This is a genomic window from Janthinobacterium sp. Bl 1, from assembly GCF_058215535.1.
Genome location: NZ_CM177086.1, coordinates 2,149,606 through 2,167,996, shown reverse-complemented (window position 1 = coordinate 2,167,996; position 18,391 = coordinate 2,149,606). Strand labels below are relative to the sequence as shown.

General features: G+C 62.6%; 19 protein-coding genes. 10 read left to right on the top strand and 9 right to left on the bottom strand.

Annotated elements, in window-relative coordinates:
* Nucleotides 1–22 precede the first annotated feature (22 nt).
* The 6 genes from AC4BCN_RS09840 to AC4BCN_RS09815 all read right to left on the bottom strand — a co-directional run bounded on the left by AC4BCN_RS09840 (nucleotide 23) and on the right by AC4BCN_RS09815 (nucleotide 3,099).
* Nucleotides 23–361 carry a hypothetical protein gene (locus tag AC4BCN_RS09840; protein WP_034758933.1) on the bottom strand — a complete coding sequence of 113 codons (339 nt, stop codon included), beginning with the start codon at nucleotides 359–361 and terminating at the stop codon, nucleotides 23–25.
* A 21-nt stretch (nucleotides 362–382) separates the two neighbouring features.
* Nucleotides 383–769 (bottom strand): phage holin family protein, encoded by a 387-nt coding sequence (locus tag AC4BCN_RS09835; RefSeq protein ID WP_070224915.1) that lies wholly within the window; start codon nucleotides 767–769, stop codon nucleotides 383–385.
* Between the two features lie 17 nt (nucleotides 770–786).
* Nucleotides 787–1,089 (bottom strand): ElaB/YgaM/YqjD family protein, encoded by a 303-nt coding sequence (locus AC4BCN_RS09830; RefSeq protein ID WP_034758939.1) that lies wholly within the window; start codon nucleotides 1,087–1,089, stop codon nucleotides 787–789.
* 58 nt (nucleotides 1,090–1,147) lie between these two features.
* A complete protein-coding gene (locus tag AC4BCN_RS09825) occupies nucleotides 1,148–1,684 on the bottom strand; it encodes a ferritin-like domain-containing protein (protein ID WP_070304102.1) in 537 nt (178 codons plus the stop codon).
* Nucleotides 1,685–1,768: 84 nt separating this feature from the next.
* A complete protein-coding gene (locus tag AC4BCN_RS09820) occupies nucleotides 1,769–2,668 on the bottom strand; it encodes an OmpA family protein (RefSeq protein ID WP_034758945.1) in 900 nt (299 codons plus the stop codon).
* A 26-nt stretch (nucleotides 2,669–2,694) separates the two neighbouring features.
* Nucleotides 2,695–3,099: a DUF4398 domain-containing protein gene (locus AC4BCN_RS09815; protein WP_051992010.1), complete on the bottom strand. Its 405-nt coding sequence runs from the start codon at nucleotides 3,097–3,099 to the stop codon at nucleotides 2,695–2,697.
* Nucleotides 3,100–3,355: 256 nt separating this feature from the next.
* Between AC4BCN_RS09815 and AC4BCN_RS09810 the strand changes: the two genes are divergently transcribed.
* Both AC4BCN_RS09810 and AC4BCN_RS09805 read left to right on the top strand, forming a co-directional pair.
* Nucleotides 3,356–5,392: an AsmA family protein gene (locus tag AC4BCN_RS09810; protein WP_490493170.1), complete on the top strand. Its 2,037-nt coding sequence runs from the start codon at nucleotides 3,356–3,358 to the stop codon at nucleotides 5,390–5,392.
* A 169-nt stretch (nucleotides 5,393–5,561) separates the two neighbouring features.
* The gene (locus AC4BCN_RS09805) at nucleotides 5,562–5,780 is read left to right on the top strand and encodes a YMGG-like glycine zipper-containing protein (RefSeq protein ID WP_086138583.1); all 219 of its coding nucleotides are present in this window, start codon (nucleotides 5,562–5,564) and stop codon (nucleotides 5,778–5,780) included.
* An 85-nt stretch (nucleotides 5,781–5,865) separates the two neighbouring features.
* On the opposite strand, the gene AC4BCN_RS09800 is transcribed toward AC4BCN_RS09805, so the two are convergent.
* Nucleotides 5,866–6,642, bottom strand: a complete 777-nt coding sequence (locus tag AC4BCN_RS09800; RefSeq protein ID WP_252867014.1) for a Crp/Fnr family transcriptional regulator — start codon at nucleotides 6,640–6,642, stop codon at nucleotides 5,866–5,868.
* A 174-nt stretch (nucleotides 6,643–6,816) separates the two neighbouring features.
* Between AC4BCN_RS09800 and AC4BCN_RS09795 the strand changes: the two genes are divergently transcribed.
* The 4 genes from AC4BCN_RS09795 (at nucleotide 6,817) to AC4BCN_RS09780 (ending at nucleotide 9,109) form a co-directional block, all read left to right on the top strand.
* Nucleotides 6,817–7,488 carry an outer membrane lipoprotein gene (locus AC4BCN_RS09795; RefSeq protein ID WP_490493169.1) on the top strand — a complete coding sequence of 224 codons (672 nt, stop codon included), beginning with the start codon at nucleotides 6,817–6,819 and terminating at the stop codon, nucleotides 7,486–7,488.
* A 165-nt stretch (nucleotides 7,489–7,653) separates the two neighbouring features.
* Nucleotides 7,654–7,920, top strand: a complete 267-nt coding sequence (locus tag AC4BCN_RS09790) for a hypothetical protein (RefSeq protein WP_490493168.1) — start codon at nucleotides 7,654–7,656, stop codon at nucleotides 7,918–7,920.
* A gap of 195 nt (nucleotides 7,921–8,115) precedes the next feature.
* Nucleotides 8,116–8,262 (top strand): lmo0937 family membrane protein, encoded by a 147-nt coding sequence (locus AC4BCN_RS09785; RefSeq protein ID WP_010396376.1) that lies wholly within the window; start codon nucleotides 8,116–8,118, stop codon nucleotides 8,260–8,262.
* 211 nt (nucleotides 8,263–8,473) lie between these two features.
* Complete coding sequence (locus AC4BCN_RS09780) at nucleotides 8,474–9,109, top strand: YiaD family glycine zipper/OmpA-like lipoprotein (RefSeq protein ID WP_128140864.1); 636 nt, start codon at nucleotides 8,474–8,476, stop codon at nucleotides 9,107–9,109.
* A 70-nt stretch (nucleotides 9,110–9,179) separates the two neighbouring features.
* Here AC4BCN_RS09780 and AC4BCN_RS09775 read toward each other — a convergent pair whose 3' ends face one another.
* A complete protein-coding gene (locus AC4BCN_RS09775; protein ID WP_490493167.1) occupies nucleotides 9,180–12,026 on the bottom strand; it encodes a M16 family metallopeptidase in 2,847 nt (948 codons plus the stop codon).
* Between the two features lie 294 nt (nucleotides 12,027–12,320).
* Here AC4BCN_RS09775 and AC4BCN_RS09770 point away from each other — a divergent pair, with 294 nt between their 5' ends.
* From AC4BCN_RS09770 to AC4BCN_RS09760, 3 genes are all read left to right on the top strand, one after another.
* Nucleotides 12,321–12,578 carry a hypothetical protein gene (locus AC4BCN_RS09770; protein WP_490493166.1) on the top strand — a complete coding sequence of 86 codons (258 nt, stop codon included), beginning with the start codon at nucleotides 12,321–12,323 and terminating at the stop codon, nucleotides 12,576–12,578.
* An 83-nt stretch (nucleotides 12,579–12,661) separates the two neighbouring features.
* Entirely contained in the window at nucleotides 12,662–14,209 is a 1,548-nt protein-coding gene (locus tag AC4BCN_RS09765) for a TerC family protein (protein WP_128140026.1), read from the top strand.
* A 67-nt stretch (nucleotides 14,210–14,276) separates the two neighbouring features.
* Entirely contained in the window at nucleotides 14,277–14,855 is a 579-nt protein-coding gene (locus AC4BCN_RS09760) for a DUF3617 domain-containing protein (RefSeq protein ID WP_139090907.1), read from the top strand.
* Here the strand turns inward: AC4BCN_RS09760 and AC4BCN_RS09755 are convergent.
* The gene (locus tag AC4BCN_RS09755; RefSeq protein WP_139090906.1) at nucleotides 14,843–15,952 is read right to left on the bottom strand and encodes a porin; all 1,110 of its coding nucleotides are present in this window, start codon (nucleotides 15,950–15,952) and stop codon (nucleotides 14,843–14,845) included. The genes AC4BCN_RS09760 and AC4BCN_RS09755 overlap by 13 nt on opposite strands.
* A 320-nt stretch (nucleotides 15,953–16,272) precedes the next feature.
* Here AC4BCN_RS09755 and AC4BCN_RS09750 point away from each other — a divergent pair, with 320 nt between their 5' ends.
* Entirely contained in the window at nucleotides 16,273–18,384 is a 2,112-nt protein-coding gene (locus AC4BCN_RS09750) for a site-specific recombinase (protein WP_128140029.1), read from the top strand.
* Nucleotides 18,385–18,391: the final 7 nt, after the last annotated feature.

The window sequence follows — 18,391 nt, the reverse complement described above, 5'->3', positions numbered from 1 at the left end:
TCCTGTGCAACACGGCTGGCGTTCAGCGCTTGCGGCGCAGCCAGCTGGCGGCAACGGCGGCCACGGCCACGAGGACCAGGGCCGGCTTGACCAGCTTCTTGCGTCCGATAAACGATAGCGCCGTCAGCACGTAAGGCATGGCGCCTTGCAAACGCATGCCGCCCGGCGCCAGCAGGGACTCGACGCGATGGCCGGCAAAGCCGACCGCCGTCTCGACCACGCCCTGCAGCATCGACTCGGGACGCAATGCATAGCCCACGTTGGCGCGCGCATGCACGATGCCCACGCGGTACATTTCGCCCTGGGCGATCAGCAGGCGCTTGCGGGCGGCTTGCGCCGCCAATTTGTCGGTTTCCGACATGAATTCTCCTCGTGAGGCAGCTTACATCAGCATGTCGCGGTCGGCCTTCAATTCCGCCATGGTGGCCGGCATCGACAGCTTTCCTTGACGCAGCATGGCGCGCGCATACATGACCAGCGCGATGGCCAGCAGTACGAACACGACCGTCATGATCGCCAGGATCTTCCAGCCCAGGCTATCCCAGGCGAGGAAAACGATCAGCACGCTGCCGTAAGCGATGGCAAACAAGCCCGCCACCGTCGCCAGCGCGAAAATGACAACCAGCTGCAGCATGTGATTGCGCACTTCCGACAGTTCGATGGTGGCCAGTTCCAGCCGCGACAACATCAGTCCGACGGCGTTCTTGGCCAGGCCGGCGACCGAGCCGATCAATCCCGGCCCCTGGTGAGACGAAGCAGACTTGTCCATATCGCTCCTGCAGTGGATTACTTGCGGCCCAGGATGAAGCCGACCAGCACGCCGACGCCAGCGGCAACGGCCACCGTACGCCATGGGTTTTCCTTGACATAGCCGTCTGCCTGGGCAGCCATCTGCTTGGTGGCAACGATGGCCGACGCTTGCGCTTCATGCGCCTTGGCCAGGGCGGCGTCCAGGGTTTTCATGCCCTTGATGCGCACTTCATCGGCTTTTTCGCCGGTCAGGGCGGCAGCGGCGCTGAACAGGGCTTGCGCATCCTTGACGAGGGTTTTGACATCGTTATTAACGGTGGTGATATTATTTTCCAACATGGTTTAGCTCCTTAGCTGTGGATGAATGTAGTTACTATACCTACTTTACTCAAAAACACTATTCCATTAGATCGCGCATATCATCGGCGTGCTCTTCTTCAACAGCCATGATTTTGATCAACAAATGGCGTGTGGTCGGGTCTTTGTCGCCGATTTTCACAATCATCTGGCGATACGACTCGATCGCTACCCGCTCCGCGATCAGATTGGCACGCACCATGCTTTGCACGTCTTCGGAGTCATCATACTCGGCATGGCTACGCGCAAGCAATGTTGCAGGATTAAAATCTGGCTTGCCATTCAATTGCACGATGCGTTCGGCCAGCCAGTCGGCATGTTCCTGCTCCTGCTGCGCATGTTCGAGAAACTCGGCCTTGATGCTGCCATTGTCGCGTCCACTCACGGTGTAGTAATGGCGCTTGTAGCGCGCGATACACACCAGTTCGGTGGCCAGCGCGCCATTCAACAGAGTGATCAACTCCTCGCGGTCGGCCTGGTAGCCGGCCGTCACGGCGCCGTCGTCCAGGTTTTTCGCGGCAGCGCGGATGGCCGCCGTATCGATGCCAGCTGGAATCTCAACAGATGTTGGTGTCATGATGCTTCCTTTCAATACTTGCGTGGGTATCCACCGGCCAGATTGCGGCCGGTGCTGCCTTTGGCTTACAACGCCCCAAGGCGTTTAACGGCGGGCGGGAATCGCCGTGTTGTCCTCGGACAAGACGATTTCCACCCGGCGATTCAGTTGGCGGTTTGCCGCCGTGTCATTGCCGGCGGCCGGATAGGCGGCGCCATAGCCTTTCGTGGCGATGCGGTCGCGGCTGATGCCTTGCTCCAGCAGCGCATTGCGCACGGATTCGGCGCGGCGTTGCGACAATTCCAGGTTGTGCGCGGAGCCGCCCGTGCTATCCGTGAAGCCTTCGATCAGCACGGTGCGCTGCGGGTTGTTTTTCAGCACGTCAGCGAGCTTGCGCGCCGTATTCGCGCCATCGGCCGTCAGATTCGCCTTGTCCGTGCCAAACAGCACGTCGCCCAGGGTGATCACCATGCCGCGCTCGGTTTTCTTGGCCGCCAGATCGGCCAGCTGCGCCTCGAGTCCGGCGGCGCGGGCTTGCGCATCGCGGGCCGATGCTTCGGCAGCTTGCGCCTGGGCCTTGGCCGCTTCCGCATCCGCCTGCGCCGACTGGGCGCGGGCCGTGGCCTGGTCAGCCTGCTGCGTGCGCGCATCGAGGCGCAATTGATCGCGCTGCTTGCCGGCGTTGGCGATATCGGCTTCCGCAGCTTTCTGCTTGGCGACTTCTTGTGCCGTGGCTATCTTTTGCTTGGCCAGGTAGGCCAGCTTGTCGACTTTTTCGCTATCTTCCTGGCGCGTGGCGGCCGCGTTCGCCGCTTCCAGGGCAGCGCTCGCTTCGCGGAATTCGCGTGGCGCATAGGTCGACACGATCGGGTTCGATTGCGCCGCCATGTAATCGCCGCGGGTCTGATCGAGCAGGCTGGTGGTGGTCGGTGCGGAGCTGCAGGCGGCGACAAAGGCGGCCATGGCCAGCAGGCCGGGAATGGTGGTGTAGGTAGCTTTTTTCATGATGGGGTCCTAGTTATTGTTATTAGTTATTGTTTTGGGGCTTGCTGATTGGCGCGGTCGAGCTCTTCGCGCATGACGCGGATGTTCTCGTTGATCTCGTCGGCGGCGCTGGTGGCCTTGGCCGAGTTGGCCTTGCTTTGCGCCAGCTTGGCATCGGCTTGCGCCTGGTCGGCCAGGTCGCGCGCCGTCTTGTAGTCGCGGTCTTTCAGCGCCTGGTTGGCCATGCGCATTTTTTCGCGGGCCGAACGCATTTCATCAGGCGCCAGGTCGGCGGCGCCGGCGCTGGCCGCGTTATCGACGGCGGCGCGCGACACGGCAACGTCGGCCGTGGCTGGCGTTTTCAGGCTGGAACAGCCCGTCATCAGGACAACGGCGGTGGCGCAGGCGGCCAAGGCGGCCAACGGGGACATCTTGAAATCTCGGTTTGTCATTTTTCTTCTCCTGGAGAATGTAAGCAGTAAGGTTCATACGTCGGTGCATCTGGAATCAGGAACGGCGTTTGATGTAGACGTTATAGGCTCCGGCTCCCCGCATATCCGTTCGGTGCCGCACATAGGGTAGGAAATCGACAATACTTGCATGGGCAACGTGCGCTAGCGCACGTGCCCGCCAGTAAAACCTGAAACGGCCCCGGCTTCAGGACGATTCCTGTAGCATCATGACTACTTGTACAGAAAGAATCCGCTCATGCCGCTCTCCCGCCGTCAGAAAATAGCCCTCGCCAGCACCGCCGTACTCATCGCCGTACCCGTCACGGCTTCCATCGTCCTGCTGAACATGGACTGGAACCGCGCCAAACCCTGGCTCAACGCGCGCGTCAGCGAAGCGCTGGCGCGGCCGTTTGCCATCGAGGGCGACCTGGCGCTGACGTGGCAGCAACCGACGGCTGGAGGAAAACAAAGCTGGCGCGACTATTTGCCGTGGCCGCACCTGCAGGCCAAGGATGTGCGTCTGGGCAACCCGAGTGCCATGGCAGGAAGGGACGACGAAGCGCAGCTTGCCACCGTCAGCCAGCTGGCGTTCTCGCTCAATCCCCTGGCCCTGCTGGACAAGAAAATCATCATCCCGCAATTGCGCTTCGACACGCCGCAGGTGCGCTTGCTGCGCAACAAGGACGGCAAGAACAACTGGACCTTCGACAAGCAGGAACAGCCGTCGCCGTGGCAGCTGGAATTGCAAAGCGTGGTCTTCAGCAAGGGCACCGTGACCCTGGACGATGGCGTCAGCAAAACGGCGATGCGCGCCGATGTCGACACCATCGCGGGCGACACGCGCTACGGCATCGCCTGGACGCTGTCGGGCAAATACCGTGGCGAAACCGTCAAGGGCGGCGGCAAGGCGGGCGGCGTACTGTCGCTGCAGCAGCAAGGCACGCCCTTCCCCATCCAGGCCGACATGCGCGCGGGCGGCAACAGCATGGCAATCGAAGGCACGCTGACGCGCCCGACGAATCTGGCCGCGCTCGACGTGCGCCTGAAGCTGTCCGGACCCAGCATGGCCCGTCTGTATCCATTGACGGGCGTGCTGCTGCCGGAAACGCCGCACTTCAGCACGGAAGGCCATTTGACGGGCACCCTGGCGCCGCGCGGCGGCGAGTGGGTATACGACAAGTTCAGCGGCAAGGTAGGGTCGAGCGACATCAGTGGCAAGCTGGCTTTTTCCGCCAGCACGCCGCGCAAGCGCCTGACGGGCGAAGTCCACTCGCGCCTGCTGCAATTTTCCGACCTGGGTCCGCTGGTGGGCGCCGATTCCAGCGCCAGCAAGAAGGAACGGGGCGTGCCGTCGACGCAGCCGGCTGGCCGCGTCTTGCCGGTGGAGACGTTCAAGACGGAGCGCTGGACCAGCCTGGACGCCGACGTGCGCTACACGGCGGACAAGATCACGCGCGACGCCGAGCTGCCGATCAGCAAGCTCGACACACATGTGGTGCTGACGGATGGCGTGCTGTCCCTGACGCCGCTCAACTTCAACGTGGCGGGCGGCACCCTGACGTCCCAAATCAAGCTCGACGGCAGCGGCAAGGTCATCGCCAACGGCATCGCCGCCGAACTCAAGGCCAGCGCGCGCCATCTGCACATCCAGCAGCTGTTCCCCCGCCTGCCTGCCCTGCAGGCCAGCGTGGGCGAAATCAATGGCGACGCTTCGCTGTCGGCCACGGGCAATTCCGTCGCCACCCTGCTGGGCAGCTCGAACGGCGAAGTGCGCGCGCTGATCAACCGGGGCAGCATCAGCAAGCTGCTGCTGGAAGAAATGGGCTTGAATATCGGCAGCGTCGTGCTGGCCAAACTGTCTGGCGACAAGCAAGTCAAGCTGAACTGCATGGCCGCCGATTTCGCCGTCACCAAGGGACTGATGCGCACGCGCCAGTTCATCGTCGACACGGATGACGCCGTCCTGAATATCGATGGCACGGTGAACCTGGCCGATGAACGGCTGGACCTGACCCTGCGGCCGGACAGCAAGGGCTTGCGCGTCTTTTCGCTGCGCTCGCCCCTGTATGTGCATGGCACTTTCAGCAAGCCCGACGTGAGCGTCGACAAGGGCGTGCTGGCCCTGCGCGCCGGTGGCGCCCTCGCGCTGGCCGTGGTGGCGCCCGTGGCGGCGCTGCTGCCGCTGGTCAATGCCGGCCCCGTCGAGGATAGCGAATGCGCGGCACTGCTGGCACAGGCGCGCGTGAAACCGGTGGCGCCCAAGCCGGGGAAAGCCGTACGCAAGGTGCGCTGAACGCGGGGTGGGTGCCTTTACAATTGTTACACGCCTATGTGCGTTGCCGAACAGACCCTGCCTTGCCACAATTCTATTCTGTGATCGTGCCTGAAACACACGGCGTCACGAAGTCATCCGGCCCATACCATGCCGGCGCCACGAGGTCCGAATTCATAGGAGAACTATCATGCAAATCATTAAAAAAATCGCCGCTACCACTTCCGTTGCCGCACTGCTGCTGAGTCTGACGGCTTGCGCCAACATGTCCGCCCAAGATAAAAATACGGCCATCGGCGCCGGTGTCGGCGCAGTCGCCGGCTCCGTGCTGACGGGCGGCAGCGCTGTCGGCGCAGTCGGCGGCGCCGCTGTCGGCGGCGTGATCGGTAATCAGGTCAAGCCGAAGTAATCGTTGATCAAGAAAGCGGGGTGGGTGCCCAGGCGCCCACCCCGCTTTTTTGCGTCTGTGGTACAAGCAGGAAGGAAAGCAGGAATCAGACGAAGACGTTGGCCATGCCGATGGTGCCGCTGTCCTTGACCAGCTCGTAGCAACGGCAGGAAACGGCTTCCAGGCCAGCCGAATCGAGGATCTCGATATTGCCGCGGCTGTAAGTGATGAGTTTTTGCTGTTGCAGCGCGCTGGCCGCCTTGGTCACGCCGACCCGCCGCACACCGAGGGTATGGGCGAGGAATTCATGCGTGAGGTGGAATTTTTCGGACTGCAGGCGGTCGCGCGTGATCAGCAGCGAACGGGCCAGGCGCGCTTCGAGCACGTGGAAGCGGCTGCACACGGCAATCTGGATGGCTTGCGCCAGCAGGGTGTCCGTGTAGCGGTACAGCAAACGCTGCAGAGACTCGAGCTGCGCGAACTCGGCGCAGAAATCGGCCCGCGCGATGCGGCTGGCCGTGCCGGAACGTTGCACGACTGCACGCACTTGCGCCAGTTCATGACCGAGCGCGACGGAAGCGCCCAGGACGCCTTCGCGGCCGACGGAGCCCACTTCCAGGGTCATGCGGCCTTCCGCCACGGCCAGCAGCGAGATCAGGCAGTCGCCGGGGAAATAGATGTGGCCGATAGGCTGGCCAGGTTCGTACAGCACCTCGCCCACCTCGACGGTGACGGTATCGAACAGCGCCGTCAGGTGCCGCAAGTCGTGCTCGGGCAGGCTGGCCAGCAAGCGGTTGCCGGCGTCCTGCGCGCCCACGGGCGACCCCAGGCCGGTTCGGCCTGTATCGCGGGACAGGGTCGTGCTGGCGTTCGTTAGTGGCATTGCTTTTCCTTGGTGTCGTTACAACTCGACATAATTTTTACCTAGCCTACGGTGCAGTACCGTCCCTGTATGTACGGTGACGCACGGAAGCGGGGCAAGCGGTACAGCACACTGGCCGCATGCACGGATAACACGCACTACCCATTTCATTATTTTAAAAACAAGGAGCCTTCCATGACCACCACCACCAAATCCCTCCATCCGCTGGTGCTTGCCGCCGCCGTCGCCGTCCTGCTGTTTTGCGGCGTGGGCACGGCCGCCCTGATGGGCTGGCTGCCTTCATCCCAGGGCGATAGCCAGCCGCTGGCAGCCAGCACCTCGGCCGAGCAGATGGCCAGCCTGCAGGCGAACCAGCCGCCAGCGAACCTGCAGCCTGCCGGCGCGCAGCCGCTGGCCGCCCTGCCGCCACAGCAGCAGCAACAGCAACAGCAACAGCAGCAACCGGTGCGCCAGCCGCAGCCCCAGCCGCAACCACAGCAACAATACGCGGCAGCCCCGGCGCCGCAAGTGTGCAGCAATTGCGGCGTGATCGAAGCCATCCATGAAGTCAATACACGCGCCGAAGGCAGCGGCGTGGGCGCGGCCGGTGGCGCCGTCGTCGGCGGCTTGCTGGGCAACCAGGTAGGCGGCGGTCACGGCAAGCAACTGGCTACCGTGCTGGGTGCCGTTGGCGGCGCCGTGGCCGGTAACCAGATCGAAGGCAGCGTGCGCGCCACGCGCAGCTACAACATCGTCGTGCGCCTCGATAACGGCAAGACGCGCACCGTGCACCAGAGCGCCGCGCCGAACTGGCGCCAGGGCGACCGCGTGCGCATCGTCAACGGCGGCTTGCGCGCCATCGGCTAAGCGAACCGCGGCGGCGCCGCTGCTGCGATTAGTTGCAAATTCGACACACGCCCGGCCCGTCCGGGCGTTTTCTTTTTGATAATGTTCGTTGGCGTACAGATGAGCTTGCCGTCCCGCGAGATGATGCATTCAAGAAAGTTCAACGGATGTCTTCAAGGAGATGCGATGGAAAACGACAAGACAGGCAGTCGCCGGATCTGGCTCGGCTTTATTGGCGGGGGCGTATTGGCCACCGCGCTGGGCTTCTGCGCGCTGGACCTGGCGCCCGTGCAAGCGAGCGCGCCCATGTTCGGCGTGATGCTGTTGCTGACGGGCGGCATGGTCAGCTGCCTGGCCGGCGCCATCGGCCTGGCCGGCATGCTGGCCTGGATACCGGGCATGGATGGCGAACAGGAACGGCCGCCGCTGCGCGAGCGGAATTTGGCCAAATAAGCTGGCTAAATAAGGAATAAGTTGGGTAAATCAGGCTTGTGTACGGCACCGTACAGAAAATTTCAGAAACAAAGTAGACAATAAGTCATGGCATCAGCGTTCAGCGACCCAGTCGCCGCGCAATGACAAAAACCGATGACAGCGCAAGGCCAAGGCAGACGCCGTCATCCACACATTACTCTCGGAGGACACATCATGCTGTATACAATCGCCGTCGTACTCATTATTCTTTGGCTGCTGGGCCTGGTAACTTCCTATACCATTGGCGGCTTCATTCACATTCTGCTGGTGGTCGCCGTGATCATGGTGCTGCTGCGTTTGATCAGCGGGCGCGGTTTATAGAGGCTGGCGCACTGGCTGGACAGGGCGGCGCGCGTGCAAACGGCGCCGCCTTTTTGCCGCCTTTTGCATACAGTGCGTGCGCACTGGCACGCCGCGGCATTTTGCAGTAACGTGTGCAGGTAATTCCTGGGTATGTCCCAATAACAAAACAAGGAGAAAATCCATGAAAGAAACATTCAAAAAAGGCCCTGGCGCCAAATCCCTGATCGGCATGCTGGTGATCGCATTGGCCGCCAGCGGCTGCGCGGACATGTCCGCAACGCAGCGTGGCACGGCCACGGGCGCCGGCGTCGGCGCCGGCCTGGGCGCCTTGATCGGCGGTACGACCGGTGGCGGCAGCAGCGGCCGCACGGCCGGCGGCGCCCTGATCGGCGCGGCAGCGGGCGCCGTCATCGGCAATATCTGGTCGAACCGCATGGAAAACCAGAAGCGCGCGATGGAACAAGCGACACAGGGTACCGGTGTGCAAGTCTCGCAAACGGCCGATAACCGCCTGAAAATGGAAATCCCGAGCGACATTTCCTTCGACACCAACCGCGCCGACATCAAGGGCAACTTCCGCCCCATCCTCGACCGCTTCGCCGCCACGCTGAATGAAAACCCGAACACGACGGTCAGCATCATCGGCCACACGGACAGCACGGGCAGCGACTCCATCAACGAACCGCTGTCGGTGGAACGCGCCGCCCACACGCGCGACTACCTGGCCATGCGCGGCGTCTCGCCGACCCGCGTCGTCACGGAAGGCCGCGGCGCCCGCGAGCCGATCGCCTCGAATGCCGATGCATCGGGACGCGCACGCAACCGCCGCGTCGAAATCTACGTCGCGGAGTTGGCTCCGCGCTAAGTTGACATGCTTCAATAAAAAACCCGCCGGCAAGCTAACTTGCCGGCGGGTTTTTTTAATGTGAAACAGCTTATTTCGACGTCGTTGCCTTGGCGCCGCTTTCGCCCTCTTTCGCCACCTTGGCAAAGTCGCCTGCCGTCACGACCGAAACAGCCGATGGCTTCAGGTATTCGCGCAGGCCCTGGTTCACTTGCGCCAGGGTCAATGCTGCCACCTTCGTTTCCAGGTCCTTGTCGTAGGCCATGGTGCGGTCTTCGGCAAGGTAGCCGGCCAGTTCGCGCGCCAGGCCCGCGTCCTGCGTGCGGCCCACTTCCTGCGATTGCAGCCAGCCTTTCTTCGCTTCGGCCAATTCCTCTTGCGTGAAGCCGTCGGCCAGCACCTTGGCGATTTCCTCGCGCAGGGCCGCTTCCACCTTGGCCGTGTTTTGCGGCGCGCTGATGGCATACGCCATCCAGTAGCCGGCCGGCTCGCGCGACGGGATGCTCACTTGCGAACCGACGCCGTACGACAAGCCTTCCTTCTGGCGGATGCGGTCGGCCAGGCGGCTGCGCAAGGCGCCGCCACCGAGCATGTGATTGGCCATCAGCAAGGCCGGATAGCTGGCGGCGTCATCCTTGAGGGGAATCGGCTGGATGGCGAACAGCACGCTGTTGGCCTTGTCCGGCGTTTCCAGCGTGACTTTCTCGCCGCTGACAGGCTTGACGGCATCAAGAATGCGCACATATGGCTGCTGCGCCTTCCAGCTGCCGTACAGGCTGGCCACTTGCGCCTTCAGCGCGGCCGGATCGAAGTCGCCCACGGCGGCAAAGGTGGCGTTCGACGCGCCATAGTAGGCGCCATGGAAGGCTTTTACATCGGCAACCTTGATGGCTTTCCATTGCGCCAGTTCCGCTGGCAAGGTCGCCACGTGGCGCACATGGCCTTCCGGCGTGGCGTCGAGCAGGCGGCGGAAGGCGTTCACGGCCAGCGGCTGCGGTTCAGGCAATTCCTGCTCCGCGCGGCCGACGCGCTCGCGCTGCAATTCCAGGAATTCCGTTTCGCTCAGGGCCGGCTTTTGCAGCACTTGCGCCAGCAGGTCCATGGCGGCCGGCAAGTTCTCGCGCTTGCCCATCAGCATGGCGGTCACACCCTCGGCGCCGCCCGAAATCGCCACTTGCGTGCCCAGCTGGTCGAACTTGTCCTTCACTTCCTGGCGCGACAGTTTATCCGTGCCGCGCGACAACAGATTGGCCGTGTAGACACCCACTTGCGCCTTGCCGCGCAAGTTCTCTTCGCTGCCGATCTGCAATTTCAACACGACGCTGACGGTGCTGCCCTTGGTTTTCTTCGGCAGCAAGGCGCCCTTCAGGCCGTTCGGCAAGGTGAAGCGCGTGGTGCGCGCTTCGATATTGTCGGGACTCGGGTCGAATGCTTCGCCCTGCGCCACGACAGCGCGGCCCGTGTAGCCAGCCAGTTGCGGCGCCACGTCGGCGTAGGCCGGCACGACCGTGCGGTCCGGCGCATCGGTGGGAATGAAACGGCCCAGGGTGCGGTTCGAGCTCTTCAGGTATTTCTCGGCCGCCGCCTGCACCTGCGCCGTCGTCAGCTTGTCGAGCTGGTCGCGCTGCAGGAAGAACAAGCGCCAGTCGCCGGCCGCCAGGGATTCCGTCAGGGCGATCGTCATGCGCGCCGTGTTCGACGTGATCAGTTCGACCTGCTTGTTCAACTGCTGTTTCACGCGCGCCACTTCCGCGTCCGTGACCGGCTGCGATTTCAAGTCTTCCAGCACTTTCAGCATGGCCGCTTGCGCCGCGTCGAGGTTGCCATCGACGGGCACCAGCGCGCCGAACAGGTTGTAGCCCGGCTCCAGGTTGCTTACCGAGTTGTATTCGATCTTGCTGGCCAGCTTGGTTTCCACCAGCGCCTTGTGCAAGCGACCGGCCGGCGCATCTGTCAGCACGTGACCGAGCACCTCGATGGCGACGGCGTCCGGGTTGCCGGACGGCGCCACGTGGTAGCCGGCGCCGACGAACTGCGTGCCGCCGCTGCGGCGCACCGTCACGGCGCGCTCGCCATCTTGCACGGGTTCGGCCGTGTAGGTCGGTTCGATCACGCGCGTCGGTTTCGGGATCTTGCCGAACAGTTCATTGATCTGCTTCAAGACCTTCGCTTCATCGAAGCGGCCCGCCACCATCAGCACGGCGTTATCGGGCTGATAATATTTATGATAAAACGCGCGCAAGCGGGGGATGTTCACCTGCTCGATGTCGGAACGGGCGCCGATGGTCGACTTGCCGTAGTTGTGCCAGTCGTAGGCGATAGCCTGGATGCGTTCGCTCGTCACGCCGATCGGGTCGCTCTCGCCCATCTCGAACTCGTTGCGCACGACGGTCATTTCGCCCTTCTGCGTTGTCGGATTCCAGAGGTCGTTCTGGTCGATGGCCGCGTTGACCATGCGGTCCGCTTCCATGGCCAGCATCTGGCGCAGGTTGTCGTCGTTGGCGGGGAAAGTGGCGTAGTAATTGGTACGGTCGTACCAGGTGGTGCCGTTGAAATCGGCCCCCGTCGAGTTCAGGATCTCGACCGGGGTTTTCGTGCCCTTCTTGATGCCGAAGTTGGCGCTGGGCTTGAACAGCAAGTGCTCGAGCAAGTGGGCCATGCCCGTTTCGCCATAGTTTTCATGGCGCGAACCGACCAGGTAGACGATGTTGGTGGTCAGGGTCGGCTTGCTGGCATCGGGGAACAGCAGCACGCGCAAGCCATTGGCCAGCCGGTATTCGGTAATGCCTTCGACGGACGTGACTTTGACGGCGGCGGCGCGGTTCGGTGCAGCCTTGCCGGTTTTCTGGGTCGGTGCCGCTTCGACGGGGGTGGCGGCCAGGATGAACGACGGCGACAGGATGCCGGCGGCAAGCAGGAGGGCGGTAATGGGTTTCAAGGCAGAGTCCTGGTAACACTACGTTATTAGACAAGGCGCACAAGCGGGCGCAATGGAATACATACTGAACGCAAGAATTGCCATGGAGCCCGCGCTGCGTCTTCGCGCCCACGGGAAATCATTGCCATCTCGCAATTTACGTCATGCTTGTCAGTTACGCAAGTGCCTGTCATCGAGCTGTTATGTGCGCGTGTTATACTCCACGGTTCCAGAACTATCTGCCTGTATATGAGACGAGCTCTCGTCCTGCTCTGCCTTTTTGTTTTCATCGCGTTACCCCAGGCGTTCGCCAGCATGGCCTACGCCAGCCCTTCCCCATTCCAGCACCTTGATGTGGCCGGCGTTGCCGCCACGCCTGCCGCTGATTGCCACGATGCCGGATTGCCCGGCGACAGCTGCACCGCCGACGAATGCGACAACGATCCCATCACGCTGTACCCGAGCTCGCGCCAGGCCGTGCCGTTTTACGCCATCATTTGGCAAGCGGGACCGGGCGCACTTTCCGAAGCGGACGTGCGGCTGGCCACCCGGCCGCCGCGCGTCCGCCACTGAGACGAACACAGCAGCACCCATCACGCCCGGGGCACCAGTCGCCAGGCAAGCTTGATACTTACTGACTTTACAAGGTTACACACATGGAATGGTTATTTGACCCGACAATCTGGGTCGGCCTGCTGACGCTGGTCGTACTGGAAATCGTACTGGGTATCGACAACCTGATCTTCATCGCCATCCTGGCCGAGAAACTGCCGCCGCACCAGCGCGACAAGGCCCGGGTGCTGGGCCTGACCCTGGCCCTCGTCATGCGCCTGGGCCTGCTCTCGCTGATTTCCTGGCTGGTCACCCTGACGACGCCATTGTTTTCCATATTGACGTTCTCGTTCTCGGGGCGCGACCTGATCCTGCTCCTCGGCGGCCTGTTCCTGCTGTTCAAGGCCACCAGCGAGCTGCACGAGCGCCTCGAAGGCGTCACGCATGCCCAGACGGGCCCGAAAGTCTACGCGGGCTTCGGCCTCGTGGTGGCGCAGATCGTCGTGCTCGACGCCGTCTTTTCGCTCGACGCCGTCATCACGGCCGTCGGCATGGTGGAAAACCTGTACGTGATGATGGCGGCCGTCGTCATTTCCATCGTCGTCATGATGCTGGCCTCGAAGGTGCTGACGCGCTTCGTCAACGCCCACCCCACCGTCGTCGTGCTGTGCCTGAGCTTCCTGCTGATGATCGGTCTGTCGCTGGTGGCCGAAGGCCTGGGCTTCCACATTCCGAAAGGCTATCTGTACGCCGCCATCGGTTTCTCGATCGTCATCGAGTTCTTCAACCAGCTGGCGCGCCGCAACTTCCTCAAGCTGCAATCGAACGCCCCGCTGCGCGACCGCACGGCGCAAGCCGTGCTGAGCCTGCTGGGCGGACGCAAGGGCCGCGAAACCGTCGAAGAGCACGAAGTCAAGGAATTGCCCGACGTCTCCGCCTTCGGCGTGGAAGAGCGCAACATGGTCAGCGGCGTGCTGACCCTGGCCGAGCGCTCGATCCGCTCCGTGATGACGCCGCGCGGCGACGTGTCGTGGGTCAACCTGAACGACAGCAGCGACAAGATGCTGCAACTGCTGCGCGAAACGCCGCACAGCATGATTCCTGTCTGCAATGATGACCTCGACAATGTGGTCGGCATCGCGCGCAGCAAGGACCTGATCGAAGATTTGGTGTCGCATGGCAAGATCGACCCGGCCAGCATGCGCGAAGCCGTCGTCGTGCCGGAAGCGGCCGGCGTGCTGAAAGCCATGGAAACCCTGAAGCGCTCGCGCGGCCAGCTGGTGCTGGTGGTTGACGAGTTCGGCACCGTGCAAGGCGTGCTCACGCCAATCGACATCCTGGAAGCCATCGCTGGCGAATTCCCCGACGAGGACGAGCAGCCCGACGTGGAAGTGCTGGGCCCCGGCCACTGGCGCATCGACGGCGCGACGGACCTGCATTACCTGGAGCAAGTGTTCGAAACGGAAACCCTGGTCAGCGAAGACGGCGAGTACAACTCGCTGGCAGGCTTCCTGCTGGCGCATTTCGAAAACATGCCGGCCGTGGGCGAAGTACTGGAACTCGACGACTTGCGCTACGAAATCGTCGAAGCGGACGAGCGCCGCATCGCCTGCGTGGACGTGCGCCGCATCGAGCCCGATCACAGTTTGTAACACAATGGCAAGCGTGCCCCGCTTGCCATGCCGTATGCTGGGGTCTGCCTTTTTTGGAGACGCCAACATGAAACATTCTTTGCTACGCTTGAGTCTGCTGGCTTGCGCCGCCCTGGGCGCCCAGACGAGCGCCCTGGCCGCCTCGCCGTCCACCACCATCAAGCCGGGCCTGTGGCAAGTCGACAGCAAGATGGCGTCGCCAGACGCCGCCACCGACAACGCCATGTCCATGGTGCTGCAGCAACTAGGCAACCTTCCTCCCGATCAACGCAAGCAGCTGGAAAGCATGGCGGCCAGCCGCGGCATGGCCATGCCCACCGTGGGCGCCGACGGCGCCGTGCGCGTGACGGCGTGCGTGACGCCGGAAATGGCCGCGCGCAAGCAGATTCCCACGGGCCAGCCCGGCGATTGCACCTCGAAGAACAAAGACATCGCGGGCGGCATGCAGGTGTCGTTTACATGCGCGAATCCAAAGTCGAGCGGCGAAGGCAAGGTGCTGTTCAGCGGCGACCAGGCGTTCAACATGCAGCTGGCGGTGACGACCAGCGCGCGCGGCACGCCGGAACAGGTGAATGTGACGAGCAACGGCAAGTGGCTGGGAGCTAGCTGCCCTGCCCCTTCAACCACTGCTGGTCAGAAACCGTGACGGAAGCCCATGTTGAAGGCGGCGTCGCCACGGCCCGCATCGCTGGCATTGCCCACCGTGTAGCGGGCGCCATTCTTGTTGTGGATCTTCGCGTAGGACGCGTAGAAATCGCTGCGTTTTGACAGCGAATACGTGAGGCCGACGGCCACCTGTTTGGCATCGCGGTTGGCCAGGTCGCGGTCATCCTTGCTCACGTACGAGGCCAGCAGCTTGAAGCCGCCCACGGGCACGGACACGCCCAGCAAGGTGTCGCGGCTGTCCGACGACGACATCGACAGGGCCAGCGAGCTGTAGGCATTGTTCGGGTCCCACGGCGAACTGCCATAGCCCTTGTTCACGCCCACGGCGGCAAAGGCGGTGGCTACTTTCAGGTCGATATTGGCCGCGATCAGGGTGTTGCGGGCCGACATGTCGATGGCGGGCAAGGTACCGGAGGCGAGGATGAAGTTGTTCTTGCGCTGATGCGACACGCTGACATTCACGGCACCGGACGAATAGCCGAGGGTGGCGCCATAGGCGCGGTTGTTGGCGCTGCTGTACGGCGACTCGCCGAAACTGTAGATGGCGCTGGCGGTCACGCCGCGCAAGGCCGGTGTCACGTATTTGACGGTATTGTCGTAGCGTTTCACGCTGTAACCGGCCAGATTGCTGGCGCTGCCAGCCATGCCGCCCTTGAACGGGTCGGCCACGTCGGTCAGGGTCAGGTATTGCAGATTGTACTGGCGCCCCAGAGTCAGCGCGCCCAGGCGGCTGTCGAGGCCCACGTAGGCCTGGCGGCCGAACAAGCGGCCCTCTTCCGACTGGCCCGTGTCGTTGTGGATGCCCGCTTCCAGGGTGAACACGGCCGTGACGTCATTGCCCAGCGCTTCGCGGCCCTGCACGCCCAGGCGCGAGCCGGACGCGACGCCGCCGGACACCTTTGCGCCGGCGCAACTGGCGGCGCAACCGCGTTCGGCAACGATTCCCGCGTCGAGCACGCCGTACACGGCAACGTTACTGGATGCGGCACTGCCTGCGCCATCGGCAGCCTGGGCCGTCGCGCCCAGCGCGAAAGGCCCCATCCCTATCACAGCAAGCGCAAAATACGAGGTCTTCATGATAAATATCTCGGTAACGTGAGATGAAACTTCCCGGTATTGATCAGGACATGCGCTGTGTGTCTGATCTCAGTGTTACCTTATCCCCGCTTTTTGTCCAGCCATCCGTGCGTTGTACAACAGAAACTTCAGCTTAGCCCCAGGAAATGCGTCGTACACTGACAACACGCAAGATTGACCATGATTGGTGGCAATTTGCGGCAAAATGACGTGAATTGCAGGCCCTGCCGTAAAGCAATGTTCGGTGGCGAACGTTGCTCGATCTGACGCAGGCGGTACACTACTGGTTTTACCGACAGCGGCTCGCCCGTTTTTTCTGCATGCTAGCTATCCTCGAACGCATTGACCCCAACTCCAGCAATATCGACTTGCTGGTGGAATTATTCAACTCACTGCGTCCCAAGCGCTCCCACGACAGCGCTACCGCGATTGCCAACGTGCGCACCCTGCGCCAGCTACTCAAAGGTAACCCCGCGCAAGCGCGCGCCCTGCACGAATACGTGCTGCGCGTGCTGGCCGCACGCCGCCACGCCAGCCTGTACACCGATATCGGCGTGCTGTCGAACAGCGGTTTTTTCACGGAATTGAAACGCCGCATCGCCTACCGCATGCTGCCGCCCGCCCTCGGCGACGAATACCTGAACGACGCGCTCGACCAGGTGCTGTACCTGAAGACCGATTATTTGTGGATCAGCAACGTGCCGGCCACGGACTGGCTGGAACTGTTCGACGTATTGACCAGCGACGACATCGAACTGGCCGTCGGCGATGGCAACATCATGCTGCCGGGCATGCTCGACGCCATCCGCACCCTGTCCTACCGCGTCTGCGCCATGGGGCTGGAACCGGAACTGACGCGTTTCCACAATGAAATCGAAGTGTTCCAGTCGCCGTTCATGGTGCAGAACACGGAAGTGAACGCCTACCTGGACGCCTACACAAGCCTGCTGCAAGGCGACATCGAGCACATCGAGGACGCGCGCCATTTGCTGGTGATGCTGGACCAGTGCGACGCCGTCATCGCCAAGATCCGCAAGAAAGCGCTGTACCAGGGCACCAGCATTCCCCTCACGTATTTATTGGTAGCCTTGGCGCAAAGCATCGAGCGCCTGCGCAAGCTGCTGTTTCTCGTCGACACGAGCGGCGAATTGCCCGCATCGAACAACGTGGACATCGCCGCCATCACGGTCGACGCCACGCAAGACTTGCTGCACCCGCAACCCGTCAGCCGCCGCCGCGCGGGCGCCGTCGGGCTGGCGCTGGAACTGATACGCGCGCATAACCACAAGTACAAGGTCAGCGACCTGTTTTCAGACAATATCAACTTGCTGGCGCGCAATGTGACGGAAAACGCGAGCCGCACGGGCGAGCACTACATCGCGGAAAACCGCCGCGAAATGGGCGCCATGTTCCTCTCGTCCGCAGGCGCCGGCATCATCATTGGCTTCATGGCCCTGTTCAAGATACTGATGTCGTATCTGCGCTCGGCGCCGCTGGTCGAAGCGTTCATGTTCAGCATGAATTACTCGATCGGCTTCATGTTCATCCACTTGCTGCACTTCACGGTCGCCACCAAGCAGCCGGCCATGACGGCCTCGCGCATCGCCGCCGGCCTGCACAGCAAGGATGGCCGGAATATCGACCTCGACAGCATGGCCGAACTGATCAACAAGGTCTTCCGCACGCAAAACATGGCCGTGCTGGGCAACCTGGCCACCGCCATTCCCACGGCCTGGCTGATCGCGCTCGGCTACAAGGCGATCACGGGGCACAACCTGGTCACGCCCGAGAAGGCCATGCACTTGCTGCACGATATCGACCCCATCGGCAGCCCCGCCATCTTCTACGCGATGATCGCCGGCGTGTGCCTGTTCGTCGCGGGCCTGATTTCCGGCTACTATGACAACCAGGCCCTGTACACGCGCTGGGCCCAGCGCATCGCGCAATTGCGCGGCCTGGGACGGGTGATCGGCCAGGAGCGCTTGCAACGGCTGGGCCTGTATCTGGAAAACAACCTGGGCGGGCTGATGGGTAATTTCTATTTCGGTATCTTGCTGGGCTCCATCGGCACCCTGGGCTTTTTGATCGGCTTGCCGATCGATATCCGCCACATCACCTTCTCGGCCGCCAACTTCGCCACAGCCCTGGTGGGCCTCGACCACAACATGAGCTGGCAGCTGGCCGTCAAGTCGCTGTCGGGCATCTTCGCCATCGGCACGGCCAACCTGCTGGTCAGCTTCGGCCTGGCCCTGTGGGTGGCCCTGCGTTCGCGCCAGGTGCGCTTCAAGCACGGCATGCAATTGTTGAAGATTCTGGGCAAGCGCTTCCTGCGCTCGCCCATCGTTTTCTTCTTCGGCTCGAAAAACCCGCCACCCCTGGCACTGGCCGATGAATCGGCAAACCTGTCACTGACAAACAAGGCTCAAAAATGACCGCTAG